The organism is Sphingomonas sp. LR60, assembly GCF_036855935.1.
Classification (GTDB): Bacteria; Pseudomonadota; Alphaproteobacteria; order Sphingomonadales; family Sphingomonadaceae; genus Sphingomonas.
This window is the reverse complement of the sequence record NZ_JASPFK010000001.1, coordinates 2,474,303-2,488,804: the sequence shown is the minus strand read 5'-3', so window position 1 is coordinate 2,488,804 and position 14,502 is coordinate 2,474,303. Positions and strand designations below refer to the sequence as shown.

Annotated in this window: 20 protein-coding genes; 12 read left to right on the top strand and 8 right to left on the bottom strand. The window is 68.1% G+C overall.

The annotated features are described in order from the left end of the window. Positions 1 to 146: 146 nt before the first annotated feature. Together QP166_RS11685 and QP166_RS11680 are read right to left on the bottom strand one after the other, a co-directional pair. Positions 147 to 572 (bottom strand): GNAT family N-acetyltransferase, encoded by a 426-nt coding sequence (locus QP166_RS11685; RefSeq protein WP_333916050.1) that lies wholly within the window; start codon positions 570 to 572, stop codon positions 147 to 149. Positions 573 to 821: 249 nt separating this feature from the next. Next, on the bottom strand, positions 822 to 1,307 hold the full coding sequence (locus tag QP166_RS11680) for an SspB family protein (RefSeq protein ID WP_028966722.1): 486 nt from the start codon (positions 1,305 to 1,307) through the stop codon (positions 822 to 824). Between the two features lie 101 nt (positions 1,308 to 1,408). Here QP166_RS11680 and hisB point away from each other — a divergent pair, with 101 nt between their 5' ends. From hisB to hisF, 6 genes are read left to right on the top strand one after another with little or no spacing between them, the layout of a single operon-like run. Then, a complete protein-coding gene (gene hisB / locus QP166_RS11675) occupies positions 1,409 to 1,996 on the top strand; it encodes an imidazoleglycerol-phosphate dehydratase HisB (RefSeq protein ID WP_333916049.1) in 588 nt (195 codons plus the stop codon). Beyond that, the gene (locus tag QP166_RS11670) at positions 1,993 to 2,304 is read left to right on the top strand and encodes a YciI family protein (protein ID WP_333916048.1); all 312 of its coding nucleotides are present in this window, start codon (positions 1,993 to 1,995) and stop codon (positions 2,302 to 2,304) included. Before hisB ends, QP166_RS11670 begins: the two co-directional genes overlap by 4 nt. Continuing rightward, complete coding sequence (hisH, locus tag QP166_RS11665; RefSeq protein WP_333916047.1) at positions 2,301 to 2,906, top strand: imidazole glycerol phosphate synthase subunit HisH; 606 nt, start codon at positions 2,301 to 2,303, stop codon at positions 2,904 to 2,906. Before QP166_RS11670 ends, hisH begins: the two co-directional genes overlap by 4 nt. Continuing rightward, a complete protein-coding gene (gene hisA / locus QP166_RS11660; RefSeq protein WP_333916046.1) occupies positions 2,894 to 3,628 on the top strand; it encodes a 1-(5-phosphoribosyl)-5-[(5-phosphoribosylamino)methylideneamino]imidazole-4-carboxamide isomerase in 735 nt (244 codons plus the stop codon). The genes hisH and hisA overlap by 13 nt, the downstream gene beginning before the upstream one ends. Positions 3,629 to 3,636: 8 nt before the next feature. Further along, complete coding sequence (locus QP166_RS11655) at positions 3,637 to 4,611, top strand: bile acid:sodium symporter family protein (RefSeq protein ID WP_333916045.1); 975 nt, start codon at positions 3,637 to 3,639, stop codon at positions 4,609 to 4,611. A 40-nt stretch (positions 4,612 to 4,651) separates the two neighbouring features. Then, entirely contained in the window at positions 4,652 to 5,419 is a 768-nt protein-coding gene (hisF, locus tag QP166_RS11650) for an imidazole glycerol phosphate synthase subunit HisF (protein WP_333916044.1), read from the top strand. 240 nt (positions 5,420 to 5,659) lie between these two features. On the opposite strand, the gene QP166_RS11645 is transcribed toward hisF, so the two are convergent. Continuing rightward, positions 5,660 to 6,811: a CaiB/BaiF CoA transferase family protein gene (locus QP166_RS11645; protein WP_333916043.1), complete on the bottom strand. Its 1,152-nt coding sequence runs from the start codon at positions 6,809 to 6,811 to the stop codon at positions 5,660 to 5,662. 142 nt (positions 6,812 to 6,953) lie between these two features. Between QP166_RS11645 and QP166_RS11640 the strand changes: the two genes are divergently transcribed. The 4 genes from QP166_RS11640 (at position 6,954) to gmk (ending at position 10,089) form a co-directional block, all read left to right on the top strand. Beyond that, positions 6,954 to 8,060 carry an S-(hydroxymethyl)glutathione dehydrogenase/class III alcohol dehydrogenase gene (locus QP166_RS11640; protein ID WP_333916042.1) on the top strand — a complete coding sequence of 369 codons (1,107 nt, stop codon included), beginning with the start codon at positions 6,954 to 6,956 and terminating at the stop codon, positions 8,058 to 8,060. A gap of 14 nt (positions 8,061 to 8,074) precedes the next feature. Then, positions 8,075 to 8,458, top strand: a complete 384-nt coding sequence (locus tag QP166_RS11635; RefSeq protein WP_333916041.1) for a VOC family protein — start codon at positions 8,075 to 8,077, stop codon at positions 8,456 to 8,458. A gap of 109 nt (positions 8,459 to 8,567) precedes the next feature. Beyond that, positions 8,568 to 9,398, top strand: a complete 831-nt coding sequence (gene fghA, locus QP166_RS11630) for an S-formylglutathione hydrolase (RefSeq protein WP_333916040.1) — start codon at positions 8,568 to 8,570, stop codon at positions 9,396 to 9,398. Positions 9,399 to 9,429: 31 nt separating this feature from the next. Beyond that, complete coding sequence (gene gmk / locus QP166_RS11625; protein WP_333916039.1) at positions 9,430 to 10,089, top strand: guanylate kinase; 660 nt, start codon at positions 9,430 to 9,432, stop codon at positions 10,087 to 10,089. A 93-nt stretch (positions 10,090 to 10,182) separates the two neighbouring features. Here gmk and QP166_RS11620 read toward each other — a convergent pair whose 3' ends face one another. The 4 genes from QP166_RS11620 to QP166_RS11605 all read right to left on the bottom strand — a co-directional run bounded on the left by QP166_RS11620 (position 10,183) and on the right by QP166_RS11605 (position 12,092). Continuing rightward, the gene (locus tag QP166_RS11620) at positions 10,183 to 10,377 is read right to left on the bottom strand and encodes a hypothetical protein (protein ID WP_333916038.1); all 195 of its coding nucleotides are present in this window, start codon (positions 10,375 to 10,377) and stop codon (positions 10,183 to 10,185) included. Between the two features lie 166 nt (positions 10,378 to 10,543). Then, positions 10,544 to 11,233 carry an ATP12 family chaperone protein gene (locus QP166_RS11615; RefSeq protein ID WP_333917331.1) on the bottom strand — a complete coding sequence of 230 codons (690 nt, stop codon included), beginning with the start codon at positions 11,231 to 11,233 and terminating at the stop codon, positions 10,544 to 10,546. Further along, positions 11,230 to 11,436: a hypothetical protein gene (locus tag QP166_RS11610; RefSeq protein ID WP_333916037.1), complete on the bottom strand. Its 207-nt coding sequence runs from the start codon at positions 11,434 to 11,436 to the stop codon at positions 11,230 to 11,232. The genes QP166_RS11615 and QP166_RS11610 overlap by 4 nt, the downstream gene beginning before the upstream one ends. Then, positions 11,433 to 12,092, bottom strand: a complete 660-nt coding sequence (locus QP166_RS11605) for an HAD-IA family hydrolase (protein ID WP_333916036.1) — start codon at positions 12,090 to 12,092, stop codon at positions 11,433 to 11,435. Before QP166_RS11605 ends, QP166_RS11610 begins: the two co-directional genes overlap by 4 nt. Positions 12,093 to 12,231: 139 nt before the next feature. Between QP166_RS11605 and QP166_RS11600 the strand changes: the two genes are divergently transcribed. Continuing rightward, positions 12,232 to 12,438 (top strand): hypothetical protein, encoded by a 207-nt coding sequence (locus QP166_RS11600; RefSeq protein WP_333916035.1) that lies wholly within the window; start codon positions 12,232 to 12,234, stop codon positions 12,436 to 12,438. Positions 12,439 to 12,496: 58 nt separating this feature from the next. Here QP166_RS11600 and QP166_RS11595 read toward each other — a convergent pair whose 3' ends face one another. Next, positions 12,497 to 13,387 carry a prephenate dehydratase gene (locus QP166_RS11595; protein ID WP_333916034.1) on the bottom strand — a complete coding sequence of 297 codons (891 nt, stop codon included), beginning with the start codon at positions 13,385 to 13,387 and terminating at the stop codon, positions 12,497 to 12,499. A gap of 100 nt (positions 13,388 to 13,487) precedes the next feature. Between QP166_RS11595 and QP166_RS11590 the strand changes: the two genes are divergently transcribed. Further along, on the top strand, positions 13,488 to 14,189 hold the full coding sequence (locus tag QP166_RS11590; RefSeq protein ID WP_333916033.1) for a c-type cytochrome: 702 nt from the start codon (positions 13,488 to 13,490) through the stop codon (positions 14,187 to 14,189). The last annotated feature ends 313 nt before the right edge of the window (positions 14,190 to 14,502 follow it).

Below are 14,502 nucleotides of genomic sequence, written 5' to 3'. Positions count from 1 at the left end.
CTCGCGCGGAACTCCCCTCGTTATGCCCGCTCACTCCCCGTCATTCCCGCGAAGGCGGGAATCCAGAACCTCTGACGTCGCGGCTCTTACGAGGACCTGCGCGTCTGGATCCCCGCCTCCGCGGGGATGACGAAGGTGGGGGCGGCCTACCCGATCCGCTTCGACAGGAAGAAGCGCGCCTCGCCAGGCGGATAATCGTCGATCCGGCCGAAGACGCCATAGCCGAGCTTTTCGTAGAAACCGCGCGCCTGGAAGCTGAACGTGTCGAGCCAGATGCCGACGCAGCCCAGCCGTCGCGCTTCGTCCTCGGCGGCGAGCATCAGTGCGCGGCCCTGTCCCTTGCCGCGCGCCTGCGGCGGGAGCGCGAGATATTTGACGAACAGCCAGCGATAGCTCGCCTCCGCCCACAGGCCGCCGATCGCGGTGCTGGCGTCGTCGCGCAGCACGAGCGCGACCTTGTGACGCTCGGTCGGGCCGGCGGCGGCGTCGTTATGCGCGGCGAGCGGCGCGAGGATCGCGTCGAGTTCGGCGTCGCCGGGGTTGGGGATCAGGTGGATGCTGGTATCGGTCATGACGAAGGGCTCATAGAACTGCGCCTCGGCAACATCCATTCCGTCGGGACCGGGTGATTTACCCGCTGCCGGGCCACGTCATGGGCAAGTTTCCGTCATTGCTTCGCTGCGCTCGCAATGACGGAGAAGTCCGCGAGGAAGGGCACGTCATGGGAGTAAATCCCATGACGTCGGACGCGGGCGGTGCCGCGCCGGCCGTGCCCGCGCCTCGCTTCGCGACCGCGGCGCACGCGTGCGCCGCTGGCGCGGTCACTTCTTCCTTTTGAAATCCACTGCGACGACGTTCGAGCCGTCCTCGACCGGCGTCACGCTCGGGCCGTCGTTCTCGGCCGGATCGTGCGGGCCGGGGCCATCGCCGGGGCCTTCCTGCGCCTGGAAGCGCAATTCGAAATTGACCGTCGGATCGTGGAAGCCGGTGATCGCCGAATAGGGGATGACCAGCTTCGACGGCACCTGATTGAAGCTCAGGCCGACCGAGAAGCGCTCCTGATCGACCGTCAGGTCCCAGAAGCGATTCTGGAGGACGATCGTCATCTCGTCCGGGAATCGCTCGATCAATCGCTGCGGGATGTCGACCCCGGGCGCCTGCGTCTTGAAGGTGATGTAGAAGTGGTGCTCGCCCGGCAGACCGCCCGACTCGGCCACGGTTCCCAGCACGCGCCCCACGACCGCGCGCAGGGCTTCCTGCACGATTTCGTCGTAAGGTATCAGGCTGTCGGGCAGCATATCGCTCATGGCCGCCATGGGTAGCGCGCCGCGCGCGCCGGTCAAGCTTGCTCGGTAAGGTTACTCGCCAAGGTTGCTTGGGCAGCGGGGCGCGTTATGGACGACGCGATATGCGCACCGCCACGATCCGCCGCGATACTTCGGAGACGAAGGTCGCCGTCACCGTCAACCTAGACGGGACAGGGGCTTACGACGTGAAGACCGGCGTCGGCTTCTTCGACCATATGCTCGAACAGCTCTCGCGGCACGGCCTGATCGACCTGCACGTCCGCTGCGACGGCGATCTGCATATCGACGAGCATCACACCGTCGAGGACACCGCGCTCGCGATCGGCAGCGCGGTGGCGCAGGCGCTGGGCGACAAGCGCGGCATCCGCCGTTACGGCGACGCGCTTAGCCCGATGGACGAGACGCTGACCCGCGTCGCGCTCGACATTTCGGGGCGGCCGTGGCTGGTATGGCGCGCGCGCTTCTCGCAGGCGCGGCTGGGCGGGATGGACACCGAAATGTTCCAGCATTTCTTCCACAGCTTCGCGCAGAACGCCGGTATCACGCTGCACATCGAGACGCTGTACGGCGACAACAATCACCACATCGCCGAGAGCATGTTCAAGGGCCTCGCCCGCGCGCTGCGCGCCGCGGTCGAGATCGACCCGCGCAAGGCCGATGCGATCCCCTCGACCAAGGGGACGCTGTGACGGGGTTCCGCGCCAGCGGTTACCTGTGCGTCGTGCTGCTCAGCTATGTGCGGCCGCTCGATGAGGTGGACGCACAGATGGCGGCGCACGTCGCGTGGCTGGAGCAAGGGTTCGGGCAGGGCGTGTTCCTCGTTGCGGGACGCCGGACGCCGCGCACCGGCGGGGTGATCGTGATGCGCGGTGCGCGCGATGCGGTGGAGCGCGTCGTCGCGACCGATCCGTTCGTGACGAGCGGAGTCGCGACCGCCGAGATCGTGCCGTTCAGCGCCAGCTTCGCCGCGACCGAGCTGCACGGATGGCTGGCATGACGCTCGCACTGATCGACTATCAGGCCGGCAACCTCCACTCGGTCGAGAATGCGTTGCGCGCGGCGGGCTGCGCCGATCTGACCGTCACCGCCGATCCCGAAGTGGTGCGGCGCGCCGATCGCATCGTGCTGCCCGGCGTCGGGGCGTTCGGCGCGTGTGCGGCGAATTTGCGCGCGGTGCCGGGGATGATCGCGGCGCTGGAGGAGCGGGCGCTCGAGCAGGGCGCGCCGTTCCTCGGCATCTGCGTCGGGATGCAATTGCTTGCGGAGACCGGCGAGGAACTCGGGCTCCACAAAGGGCTCGGCTGGATCGCGGGCAGCGTGCGCCGGATCGACCCGGCGGGCAGCGACGCCAAGGTGCCGCACATGGGTTGGAACGACGTGGTGCCGATCGCTGGCCACCCGCTGATCGTCCCCGGCGAGGCTTATTTCCTTCACAGCTACGCCTTCACCGGCGAGGGCGTGGTCGCGACCACCGATCATGCCGGGCCGGTGACCGCCGCGGTCGCGCGCGACACGGTGCTGGGCGTGCAATTCCATCCCGAAAAGAGCCAGCGCTACGGCCTGGCGCTGCTCGAAAGGTTTCTGGCATGGCGTCCCTGATCGTCTTTCCCGCGATCGACCTCAAGCAAGGGCAGGTCGTCCGGCTCGCCGAGGGCGATATGGCGCGCGCGACCGTCTATGGCGACGATCCCGCGGCGCAGGCGCGCGCCTTCGCGGCGGCGGGGGCGACGCACCTGCATGTCGTCGACCTCGACGGCGCGTTCGCGGGCGAGAGCGTCAACGGTGACGCGGTCCGCGGGATCGTCGCGGCCTTTCCGGGCAAGGTGCAGCTCGGCGGGGGCATCCGCACGCCCGAGGCGGTCGCGGCATGGCTCGCGCTCGGCGTGGCGCGGGTGGTGATCGGCACCGCCGCGCTCGAACAGCCGCAGTTCGTCCGCGACATGGCGGCGCGCTACCCCGGCCAGATCGTGGTCGCGGTCGATGCGCGCGACGGGATGGTCGCGACCAAGGGCTGGGCGGAGGTATCCACCACCAGCGTCGCCGATCTCGCGCGGCAATTCGAGGACGCGGGCGTTGCGGCATTGCTGTTCACCGATGTCGGGCGCGACGGGCTGCTCAAGGGCTGCAACGTCGCGGCGACCGTCGCGCTGGCGCGCGACGTGCGCATCCCGGTGATCGCCAGCGGCGGGGTCGCCGACATCGACGACATCCACCAGCTCGCCGCGCACGCCACCGAGGGCGTCGAGGGCGTCATCACCGGCCGCGCGCTATATGACGGGCGGCTCGATCTCGGCGACGCCTTGCGGGTGGCAGGGCGCTGACCCGCTCCGTGCCTCGCCGCGTCGGCGCGCTGCTCGCACGCGCCGATCGCTTCCTGCTGCTGCTGATCGCGACAGTGGCGCTCGCCGCCGTGCTGCCGGCGCGTGGGCAAGCGGCGGTGTGGGTCGAACATGGAACGACCGTGGCGGTTGCGCTGCTGTTCCTGCTCTACGGCGCGCGGCTCGCGCCGCAGGCGATCTGGGCAGGGCTCGCGCAATGGCGGTTGCAGCTTCTGGTGTTCGCCAGCACCTTCCTGCTGTTCCCGGTGATCGGCCTCGGCGTCGCGGCGGCGACCCAGTCGTGGCTGCCCCTGCCGATCGTCACCGGCTTGCTGTATCTCTGCCTGCTACCGTCAACCGTCCAATCGTCGATCGCCTTCACCTCGATCGCACGCGGGAACGTGCCCGCGGCCTTGTGCAGCGCGTCGCTGTCGAACCTCGTCGGCGTCATCATCACCCCGCTGCTGGTCGCGCAACTGCTCGCCACCGCCAGCGGCGGGCTGTCGCTCGACGCGCTGCGCGACATCGCCTTGCAGATCCTGCTGCCGTTCGTCGTCGGGCAGGCGATAAGGCCGTGGGCGCAAGGCTGGCTGCTCGCGCATCCGCTGCTGACCAATGTGGTCGATCGCGGATCCGTGCTGGTGGTCGTCTATGCCGCATTCGGCGCGGGGGTGGTCGCCGGACTGTGGCAGCATGTCTCGCCGCTGACCCTGGTGGCGATCGTGCTCGTCTCGCTGGTGATTCTCGCGCTGGTGATCGGCGCGGCGACGCTGGTATCGCGCGCACTGGGGTTCACGGTGCCCGACGAGATCGCGACCGTCTTCTGCGGGTCGAAGAAGAGCATGGCGAGCGGCATCCCGATGGCGGCGATCCTGTTTCCCCCGCAAAGCGTCGGCCTGATCGTGCTGCCGCTGATGATCTTCCACCAGGTGCAATTGTTCGTCTGCGCCTGGCTGGCGCGGCGCTATGCGGAGCGGGCGGAGTGACCTGCTTGCCCCGTCGTTGCCCGGCGGGCATGAGCCGCGCATGACCGTTCGCGCCCGTGTGATCCCGTGCCTCGACGTTGCCGGTGGCCGCGTCGTCAAAGGCGTCAATTTCGTCGATCTGGTCGATGCCGGCGACCCGGTCGAGCAGGCGCGCGCCTATGACGCGGCGGGGGCGGACGAATTGTGCTTCCTCGACATCACCGCCAGCCATGAGGCGCGGGGCACGATCCTCGACGTCGTGCGCCGGACCGCGGCGGTGTGCTTCATGCCGCTCACCGTCGGTGGCGGCGTGCGCACTGCGGAGGACGCCCGCGCGCTGCTGCTGGCCGGTGCGGACAAGGTCGCGGTCAATTCCGCCGCCGTCGCGCGCCCCGAAGTGGTCGCCGACATCGCCGAGCGGTTCGGCAGCCAATGCTGCGTCGCCAGCGTCGATGCGCGGCGCAGCGGCGATGGCTGGGAAGTGTTCACGCACGGCGGGCGACGCGCGACCGGGATCGACGCGGTCGAACACGCGCTACGGCTGGCGGAGCTGGGCGCGGGCGAGTTGCTGGTCACCTCGATGGACCGCGACGGAACCAAGGGCGGCTACGACCTCGACCTGATCCGCGCGATCGCCGACCGCACCGCGGTGCCGGTGGTGGCGAGCGGCGGCGTCGGGTCGCTGGACGATCTGGTCGCGGGGGTGGTCGAGGGGCACGCCTCGGCAGTGCTGGCGGCGTCGATCTTCCACTTCGGACAGGCGACGGTGGCCGAGGCGCACGCCGTGCTGGCGGCGGCGGGGGTGCCGGTCAGGTCGCCGCTGATCTGATCTTCATCGCGCCGGGAGGTGATTGAGATCCCCGCTCCTTGGCGCATGATGACGTGAGATCGCTCCTAGCCGTCATTGCGAGCGCAGCGAAGCAATCCAGAGCGTCTTGGCTGTGGCCCTGGATTGCGTCGCTGCGCTCGCAATGACGATGCTCGGTAGATGCGAGGTCATCTCTAATCAGCGGCAAGAGGAGAGGAAACGGGTTCCAGAATGACTAGCGGGAGCGGTCGGCTCATCGACCTATTCTTCTCGCGCGATCCACTCCGCACCCGCATGTTCGCCCAGCCGCGGGCTCGGCCGTGCCGCCACCGCGCGCTCGCCGTCGTAGCGGATCGGTGAGGCGAGGCCGGGGATGCCGGCCATCGCCAGCTGCATCCCGCGCGCGATCACCTGCGAGTCGGCGAAGACCTGATCGATGCGGTTGACCGGGCCGACCGGCACCCCCGCTACCTCCAGCGCGGCGAGCAGGTCGGCGGCGCGCCACAGGACGGTGCGCGCCACCAATAGCGGGAGCAGCGCGGTGCGATGGGCAACCCGCGCCGGGTTGGTCGCGAAGCGCGCATCCTCCGCCAGCCCCGGCACCTCCAGCACTGCACACAATCGCGCGAACTGGCGATCGTTGCCGACCGCGACGATCAGGTCGCCGTCGCTGGTTGGGAAGCTCTGATATGGCGCGAGATTCGGATGGCCGTTGCCGAGCCGCTGCGGCACCACGCCGCTCGCCATCCAGTTCAGCGCCTGGTTGCCGAGCACCGCCACCTGCGTGTCGAGCAGCGCCATGTCGATATGCGTGCCGACGCCACTCGATGCCCGCGCCACCACCGCGGCGAGGATCGCGACCGTCGCATAGACGCCGGTGAACAGGTCGGCATGCGCGACGCCGCCCTTCTGCGGCGGGCCGTCGGGCTCGCCGGTGATCGACATCATCCCGCCCATCCCCTGGATGATGAAGTCATAGCCGGCGCGCTGCGCATAGGGGCCGTCCTGCCCGAAGCCGGTGATCGAACACACGATCAGCCGCGGATCGGCGGCGCGCAGCGCGGCGGGGTCGAGCCCGTATTTGGTGAGCCCGCCCACCTTGTAATTCTCGATCACCACGTCCGCCCCGGCGGCGAGCGCGCGCACCTGCGCCTGACCCTCGGGCGTGGCGATGTCGATCGCGACCGACCGTTTGCCGCGGTTGCAGGCATGATAATAAGCCGCCGAGCCGCGTTCGCCGGGCGTGTCCGCGACGAACGGCGGACCCCAGTGGCGGGTGTCGTCGCCTTCGCCGGGCCGCTCGACCTTGATGACGTCCGCGCCCAGATCGGCGAGCAACTGCCCGGCCCATGGACCGGCGAGGATGCGCGCGAGTTCGAGGACGCGCAGGCCGGCAAGGGGGCGATGGGTCATCGGGTTTGTCTAGAACAGCGAGCGCCAGATCCAAACCGTTCGCGTGCACGATCGGATCGGGTCAGTCGGCCACGGTGAGCCTTGAACAGTTCCGCCTGCGCCGCCTAAGACCCGGCGCGACAGTCACGAAGAGGTTGCTCCCATGAAGACCCGCGCCGCCGTCGCGTTCGAGGCGAAGAAGCCGCTGGAGATCGTCGAACTCGATCTCGAAGGGCCAAAGGCCGGCGAAGTGCTGGTCGAGATCATGGCGACCGGCATCTGCCACACCGACGCCTATACGCTGGACGGGCTAGACAGCGAGGGGCTGTTCCCGAGCGTGCTGGGCCATGAGGGCTGCGGCATCGTTCGCGAGGTCGGCGCGGGGGTGACCAGCGTGACGCCGGGCGATCACGTCATCCCGCTCTACACCCCCGAATGTCGCCAGTGTAAGTCGTGCCTCAGCGGCAAGACCAATTTGTGCACCGCGATCCGCGCCACGCAGGGCAAGGGGTTGATGCCCGACGGCACGACCCGCTTCAGCTACAAGGGGCAGCCGATCTACCATTATATGGGTTGCTCGACCTTCTCGAACTTCACGGTGCTGCCCGAGATCGCGGTCGCCAAGATCCGCCCCGACGCGCCGTTCGACACCAGTTGCTACATCGGCTGCGGCGTCACCACCGGGGTCGGCGCGGTGGTCAACACCGCCAAGGTCGAGGTCGGCGCGACGGTGATCGTGTTCGGGCTCGGCGGGATCGGGCTCAACGTCATCCAGGGCGCGAAGCTGGCCGGGGCGGCGCGGATCATCGGCGTCGATCTCAATCCCGACCGCGAGGCATGGGGGCGCCAGTTCGGGATGACCGACTTCGTCAACCCGAAGCAAGTCGGCGATATCGTCCAGCATCTCGTCGCGATGACCGACGGCGGCGGGGATTATACGTTCGATTGCACCGGCAACACCGTCGTGATGCGGCAGGCGCTCGAATCGGCCCATCGCGGCTGGGGCGAGTCGATCGTGATCGGTGTCGCGGAAGCGGGCAAGGAGATCAGCACGCGGCCGTTCCAGCTCGTTACCGGGCGCGTCTGGAAGGGCACCGCCTTCGGTGGCGCGCGCGGGCGCACCGACGTGCCGACGATCGTCGACTGGTATATGAACGGCATGATCCAGATCGACCCGATGATCACGCATCGGCTGACGCTGGACGAGATCAACAAGGGCTTCGACCTGATGCATGCCGGCGAGAGCATCCGCAGCGTCGTGGTTTACTGAGGGAGCGGACGGCGATGTTCAGTCATGTGATGGTCGGGTCGAACGACGTGGCGCGGTCCAAGACGTTCTATGACGCGCTGTTCGCCGCGCTGGGCGGCCGCGAGGGGCGGCAGGATGACAAGGGCCGCGTCGTCTATGCGCATGACGGTGCTTTGTTCATGATCTCGCGTCCCATCGATGGCGAGGCCGCGTGCCATGCCAATGGCGGGACGATCGGCTTTCGCATGACTGGCCCGGAACAGGCACAGGCGTGGCATGACGCCGGCGTCGCCAACGGCGGCACCGCGATCGAGGACGCGCCGGGCGTGCGGACCAGCCCGTTCGGCCAGCTCTATCTTGCCTATCTGCGCGACCCTGACGGCAACAAGCTGTGCGGTGCGTATCGCGTACCGGCGTGAGTGACGCCGTCATTGCGAGCGTAGCGAAGCAATCCAGGGCGTCCTGATCCGGCCCTGGATTGCTGCGCTACGCTCGCAACGACGAAACAGGTCAACGAGAAGGATCATCATGGAAACCGTCTCCACCGCCCGCGCGCACGGCGGCACGCAGGGCGTGTATCGCCACCGTTCGACCGCCACCGGCACCGACATGACCTTCGCAGTCTATGTCCCCGATCACGCGCCCGGAACGGTGCTGCCGGTGGTCTGGTATCTGTCGGGGCTGACCTGCACCCACGCCAATGTCACCGACAAGGGCGAGTTCCGCCGCGCCTGCGCCGAGCACGGGCTGATCTTCGTCGCACCCGACACCAGCCCGCGCGGCGACGAGGTGCCCGACGAGGACGCGTGGGACTTCGCCAAAGGCGCGGGTTTCTACGTCGATGCGACGGAGCAGCCGTGGGCGACGCATTACCGCATGTGGTCCTATGTCACCGCGGAGCTGCCCGCGCTGGTCGGCGCGCATTTTCCCGTCGACATGGCGCGCCAGTCGATCATGGGGCATTCGATGGGCGGGCATGGTGCGCTGACCGTCGCGCTCCACCACCCGGAGCGGTTCCGCGCGGCGTCGGCGTTCGCGCCGATCGTCGCCCCGACGCAGGTGCCGTGGGGCAAGGCGCTCGATCGCTATCTGGGCGACGATGTGGCCGCCAAGCGCTGCCACGATGCAGTGGCGCTGATCGAGGATGGCGCGCGCGTCCCCGAAATCCTGGTCGATCAGGGCGATGCCGATTCGTTCTTGGCCGAGCAACTCCGTCCCGAACTGCTCGCGACCGCCTGCGCCGCTGCGGGGATCGACCTGATGCTTCGGATGCAGCCGGGCTACGATCACAGCTATCACTTCATCTCGACCTTCATGGCCGACCATCTGGCGTGGCACGCGGCGCGGCTGCGCGCTTGACGCAAGCGGGCGGGGCGGGGCATCAGCCCCCATGCCCGATCGCCTGACCGCCGACCCGCACCATATGAAGCGTCGCGGATTGTTGTTCGTCCTGTCCTCGCCCTCCGGTGCGGGGAAGTCGACGATCGCGCGGATGCTGCTCGCCAGCGAGGCCGAATTGTCGCTGTCGGTGTCCGCGACCACGCGCGCGATCCGCAAGGGCGAGGAGGACGGGCGCGATTACCACTTCGTCTCGCTCGACCAGTTCCGCGAGATGGCGGCGAATCACGAGTTCCTCGAATGGGCGCACGTCTTCGACCAGCGGTACGGCACGCCGCGCGCGCCGGTCGATGCGATGCTGTCGGACGGGAAGGACGTGCTGTTCGACATCGACTGGCAGGGCGCGCAGCAGCTCCACCAGATCGCGGGCGGCGACGTGGTGCGCGTGTTCATCCTGCCGCCGTCGATGGAGGAACTCCGCCGCCGGCTGGAAGGCCGCGCCACCGACGCACAGGAGATCATCGAGCGCCGGATGAGCCGCGCCGATGCCGAGATCAGCCATTGGGACGGCTATGATTATGTGCTGGTCAACGACGACGTCGAATCGTGCTTCGCGAAGGTGAAGACGATCCTCGCCGCCGAGCGCCTGAAGCGCTCGCGTCAGACCGGCCTGATCGGCTTCATCCGCAAGCTGCGCACGCCCGCGGGATAGTCATCGTCATCCCAGCGCAGGCGGGACTCAAGAATCTCTGATGCCAGTGGCTGGCGCGAGAACCTGTGCGTCCGGGCCCGCCGACGCGGGCCGTTAGCTTCCCCGCTTCTTCGTCGATGTGCTGCGGGCGAGCGTCTCAGTTCGACAGATACGGATCGACGGCTGACAGGCGATGCCGATGTTCGAGCATCGTGCGGCATTGCCGCCAATCGGACAGGCGCGGCAGACGCGCTTCACGTCGGTACAGGATGTCGGCACCGCGAGTGCCAGCGCCATCATCAGCAGCATTCGTTCCTCCCGATTGCTATTCGCGTAGCTGTAGCTGCTGGGTCATGGCTTCCTAGATAAAGACGACAGCGAACTGACCCACTTTCGTCATTGCGACGCCGGTTTGATCGGATGTCATAGCGCTACAGAAAGCGGCGATGGGGCCTGTCGTGATCGTGAACTGGCTCTAGCCATTCTCCAGCAGCGAAACGAAACACACCGCGGCGTCATAATCGCGCCGTTTGCCCTCGCGCGCCTGCGTGGCGAGCGTGTCCTCGCCCCAACACTCCACCTGCCAGTCCTCGTCGACCATCGCCGCCCGCCACAATTCGTCGGCCGAAACCGCTCCCTCCGCCAAGGCCAGCGCGCCAACCAACGTACCCGTCAGCGTGACCAGCGGCGAGAGCGCCGCGAGGTGGAAGGCGTCGCGGCTCGCCACGGCATCGGCCAAACGCGCAATCGTCGCAGGCGGCTGCGCACGATGCATCACCCCGGTGACGATCTCGAAATGCACATAATAGCGATCACGCGCCCAGTCGAGCAGCGGGTCCCACGCCGCCGCCTGCCGCGCGACCAACGCGGCGGGCGCATCGGCGCGATAACAGAGCAGGTCGCTTTCGGCATAAGCGGCCAGCCCGGCGGCATAGCCGTCGGGCGCCGCAGCGATGCGGTCGATCGCGGCATTGGCAAGCCCGGTCAGCGGCATCGCGCGCGGGTCGAGCGTTTCGCCCACCGCACGCCATTCGTCCGCTACCGCCTCGGCCAACGCGCCGGTCGGCAGCGCGAGCGGCGCCCGCCCCGGTGTCCGCACCGGACGCGCGTCGAGCCGGATCGCGCGGTCGGCATCCACCGTGACGTCGGTCCAGAAGCGCTTCACTTCGGGCTTCTCCACCGCCGTGCCAGCGCGCGCGGCACAATGGCGATCATCCACAAGGCGCTGACGACGATTGCAATGCCCAGCAGCTTCGGCGCCAGCGTCTGCGCACGCCCGAGCAACACCACGCCCATCAGCGCGCCGGCGGTCCCCGCCAACCGGGTCGCGACGATCGCTGCCCAGCGGGCGCGTGCCGGATCGCTCATGCCGCCAGGCACGCGGGCAGATCGGCGCAGCGGTGCGCGATACGCGCAGCTCCCGCCTGCCACAGCGCCGCTTCGCGGTGATAGCCCCAGCTCACGCCGATCGCGTGCACGCCTGCCGCTTTGGCCATCGCCATGTCGAAGCTCGTGTCGCCGATCATCGCGGTCATATGGGGCAGCGCGCCCGCCTCCGCCATCGCGGCGTGCAGCATCGCGGGATGGGGCTTCGACGGATGACGGTCGGCGGTCTGGAGCGTAACGAAGCGCTCGGTAAAGCCATGCACCGCCAGCACATGCGCGAGGCCGCGATCCGACTTGCCGGTCGCGACCCCCAAAGACCACCCGTCCGTCGCCAGCGCATCGAGCGCCTCGACCAGCCCGTCGTACAGCGGCTCGGCATCCAGCTCGCCCGCCTCGCGCATCCGCCGGAACGTCGCCTTATATGCATCGCTGAGCGCCAGATGCGTCGCGGCGTCGAGGTCGGGGGCAAGCAGCGCCATCGCCTCGACGAGGCTCAACCCGACGATCGCGCGAGTCGCCGCGCGCGGCGGTGCCGCCAGCCCGAGCGTGGCAAATGCCTGTTCCATGGCGCGGCAGATGTTGGCCTGGCTGTCGACGAGCGTGCCGTCACAATCGAAAACCGCAAGTTTGATGGGCATGTCACGCCTGTTAGTCGGCGAAGCGTGGGAGGCAAGCGGCGAGGCGCGCGTTAACGACTTCGTGACGGACCGAAGCTATGGTTAACCCCGCACGGACACCGGGGGCGTGCGCAACTTTAGCTGGAGCCGAGGGCGGGTAATGATCGAAGCCGTTGCACTAACGTATGGGATGCTGTTGAGTTTCGTGCTGAGCGGCGCATCGCGCAATCGCAAGCTGGAGCGTGCGAACCCGCCGGTGCTCAACTACATTGGCTACGTGCTTTTCGGGATCACCTGTTCGGTGGCGCTGATGGCCGCCAGCTATGCGGCATGGGGCGTCATCACCGATTCGGCGATGGCGATCTGATCCGAACCTTTTCCCGTCGTTGCGAGCGTTGATACGCGCGCAATGACGGACCGAACCTTCACCCGCGCTTGCGCGCCTGCGCATACGTCCCCAGCACCCGCACCCATTTGGTGTGGAAGCCGAGTTCCTCCATCGCGCGGTCGAATGCCGGATCGCCGGGGCGGCCCTCGATGTCGCAATAGAATTCGGTGGCCGCGAAACTGCCGCCACGCTGGTAGCTTTCCAACTTGGTCATGTTGACGCCGTTGGTCGCGAACCCGCCCATCGCCTTGTAGAGCGCGGCGGGGATGTTCTTCACCGCGAAGATGAAGGTCGTCATCCACGGCCCTTCGCCCGACAAGGGCCGCGCGCCGCGCGCCAGGGTGACGAAGCGCGTGGTATTGTGTTCGGCGTCGGCGATGTCCGTCGCCAGCAGATCCAGCCCATAGATCGCCGCCGCACCCGGCGGGGCGAGCGCCGCGACGCTCGGGTCGCGCAGCTCGGCGACCACCGCCGCCGCCCCGGCGGTGTCGGGGTAGTTGATCGGCGCGATGCGGTGCGCCTTCAACCAGTGACGGCATTGCCCGAGCGCTTGCGGATGGCTCATCGCCTGCCGCACGCCGTCGCGCGGGCCGCAGCCGATCAGTGCGTGGCGGATGGCGAGGAAATGTTCGCCGGTAATGACCAGTCCGGATTCGGGCAGCAGGAAATGCATGTCCGCGACGCGGCCGTGCAGCGAATTCTCGATCGGGATGATCGCGCAATCGGCGGCGCCGGTCTTCACCGCATCCAGGGCATCCTCGAAGCTGAAGCACGGCAGCGGCAGCGCATCGGGAAAGGCTTCCAGCACAGCGACATGGCTGTTTGCGCCCGGCGCGCCCTGAAAAGCGACTGCCCGCGACGGCTCGGCGGCGGCGGCGGCAGCCATGGCGGCGACGATCGGACGGGCGGGGGCGGCGTAACTTTGCATGGCCCAAGCGACTAGAAGAGCGCGTCGCGCCGCTCAAGCGCTTGCGGTGTGCGGGAGCCCTTTCTATGGAACGGGCACGGAAGAGGGGCGAAACGGCGACATGGACGATCGGACCAACACGATTTTCGGCTGGGCGCTGGCGGCGGCGGGGACGGCCTTGGGGCTGTCGATCGCGGGCGGCATGATGTTTCATGGCGAGAACCCCGAGAAGAAGGGCTATGCGATCGAGGGCGTCGAAGAGGCCGGCGGCGGCGGTGGCGCGGCCGAGGTGCCGATCGCTTCGCTGCTGGGCAGCGCCGATCCGGCCAAGGGTGCCGAGGTCTTCAAGAAGTGCGCGGCTTGCCACACGATCAATCAGGGTGGCGCGAACGGCATCGGCCCGAACCTGTACGGCACGCTGGGCGAGCCGATCGGGCAGGGCAAGGGCGGCTTCGCCTTCTCCGATGCGCTGAAGAGCGTCGGCGGCAACTGGAACTTCGACAAGATGAACGCGTGGCTGACCAGCCCGCGCAAGTTCGCCAACGGCACGAAGATGACCTTCGCCGGGCTCGGCAACGCGCAGGACCGCGCGAACATCATCGCCTATCTGAACCAGCAGGGATCGAACCTGCCGCTGCCGGCTGCCCCGGCGGCTGGCGCGGCGGCGCCGACCGACCCGGCAGTCGCCAACGTGACCGAAGCGACGAAGGGCGACACCGCCGATCTCGCCAACACCGGCACCCCGGCCTCGGGCGCGCCGTCGATCGATCCGGCCGCGAAGGGCGACAAGGCCTTGGGCGCAACGCCGCCCGCCAAGGAGTAAGGTTCGGGCCGTCATTGCGAGCAATTGGGTTAGTCCCGTCATTGCGAGCGTAGCGAAGCAATCCAGGGCGTCCTGATCCGGCCCTGGATTGCTTCGCTACGCTCGCAATGACGATCTTGTCCTCGTCACCCCGGACTTGATCCGGGGCCCCGCTTCTTTTTCCTCACGCGCGTGAAAGAGGAAGTGGGAGCCTGGGGTGACGTGTGAGGAGATGCCTCGCCCTCACCATAGGTGCCGGGTTTCCCCCACCCCGTTCGTCCTGAGATTGTCGAAGGACGTGCGCCGCGCGCGCATGATGTTCGACCGCCCCACC

Excerpts from the sequence above, each read along its gene's own strand:
- QP166_RS11685 (WP_333916050.1), bottom strand. The coding sequence starts at position 572 with ATGACCGATACCAGCATCCACCTGATCCCCAACCCCGGCGACGCCGAA.
- QP166_RS11680 (WP_028966722.1), bottom strand. The coding sequence starts at position 1,307 with ATGAGCGATATGCTGCCCGACAGCCTGATACCTTACGACGAAATCGTG.
- hisB (WP_333916049.1), top strand. The coding sequence starts at position 1,409 with ATGCGCACCGCCACGATCCGCCGCGATACTTCGGAGACGAAGGTCGCC.
- hisH (WP_333916047.1), top strand. The coding sequence starts at position 2,301 with ATGACGCTCGCACTGATCGACTATCAGGCCGGCAACCTCCACTCGGTC.
- hisA (WP_333916046.1), top strand. The coding sequence starts at position 2,894 with ATGGCGTCCCTGATCGTCTTTCCCGCGATCGACCTCAAGCAAGGGCAG.
- hisF (WP_333916044.1), top strand. The coding sequence starts at position 4,652 with ATGACCGTTCGCGCCCGTGTGATCCCGTGCCTCGACGTTGCCGGTGGC.
- QP166_RS11645 (WP_333916043.1), bottom strand. The coding sequence starts at position 6,811 with ATGACCCATCGCCCCCTTGCCGGCCTGCGCGTCCTCGAACTCGCGCGC.
- QP166_RS11640 (WP_333916042.1), top strand. The coding sequence starts at position 6,954 with ATGAAGACCCGCGCCGCCGTCGCGTTCGAGGCGAAGAAGCCGCTGGAG.
- QP166_RS11635 (WP_333916041.1), top strand. The coding sequence starts at position 8,075 with ATGTTCAGTCATGTGATGGTCGGGTCGAACGACGTGGCGCGGTCCAAG.
- fghA (WP_333916040.1), top strand. The coding sequence starts at position 8,568 with ATGGAAACCGTCTCCACCGCCCGCGCGCACGGCGGCACGCAGGGCGTG.
- gmk (WP_333916039.1), top strand. The coding sequence starts at position 9,430 with ATGCCCGATCGCCTGACCGCCGACCCGCACCATATGAAGCGTCGCGGA.
- QP166_RS11620 (WP_333916038.1), bottom strand. The coding sequence starts at position 10,377 with ATGCTGCTGATGATGGCGCTGGCACTCGCGGTGCCGACATCCTGTACC.
- QP166_RS11610 (WP_333916037.1), bottom strand. The coding sequence starts at position 11,436 with ATGAGCGATCCGGCACGCGCCCGCTGGGCAGCGATCGTCGCGACCCGG.
- QP166_RS11605 (WP_333916036.1), bottom strand. The coding sequence starts at position 12,092 with ATGCCCATCAAACTTGCGGTTTTCGATTGTGACGGCACGCTCGTCGAC.
- QP166_RS11600 (WP_333916035.1), top strand. The coding sequence starts at position 12,232 with ATGATCGAAGCCGTTGCACTAACGTATGGGATGCTGTTGAGTTTCGTG.
- QP166_RS11595 (WP_333916034.1), bottom strand. The coding sequence starts at position 13,387 with ATGCAAAGTTACGCCGCCCCCGCCCGTCCGATCGTCGCCGCCATGGCT.
- QP166_RS11590 (WP_333916033.1), top strand. The coding sequence starts at position 13,488 with ATGGACGATCGGACCAACACGATTTTCGGCTGGGCGCTGGCGGCGGCG.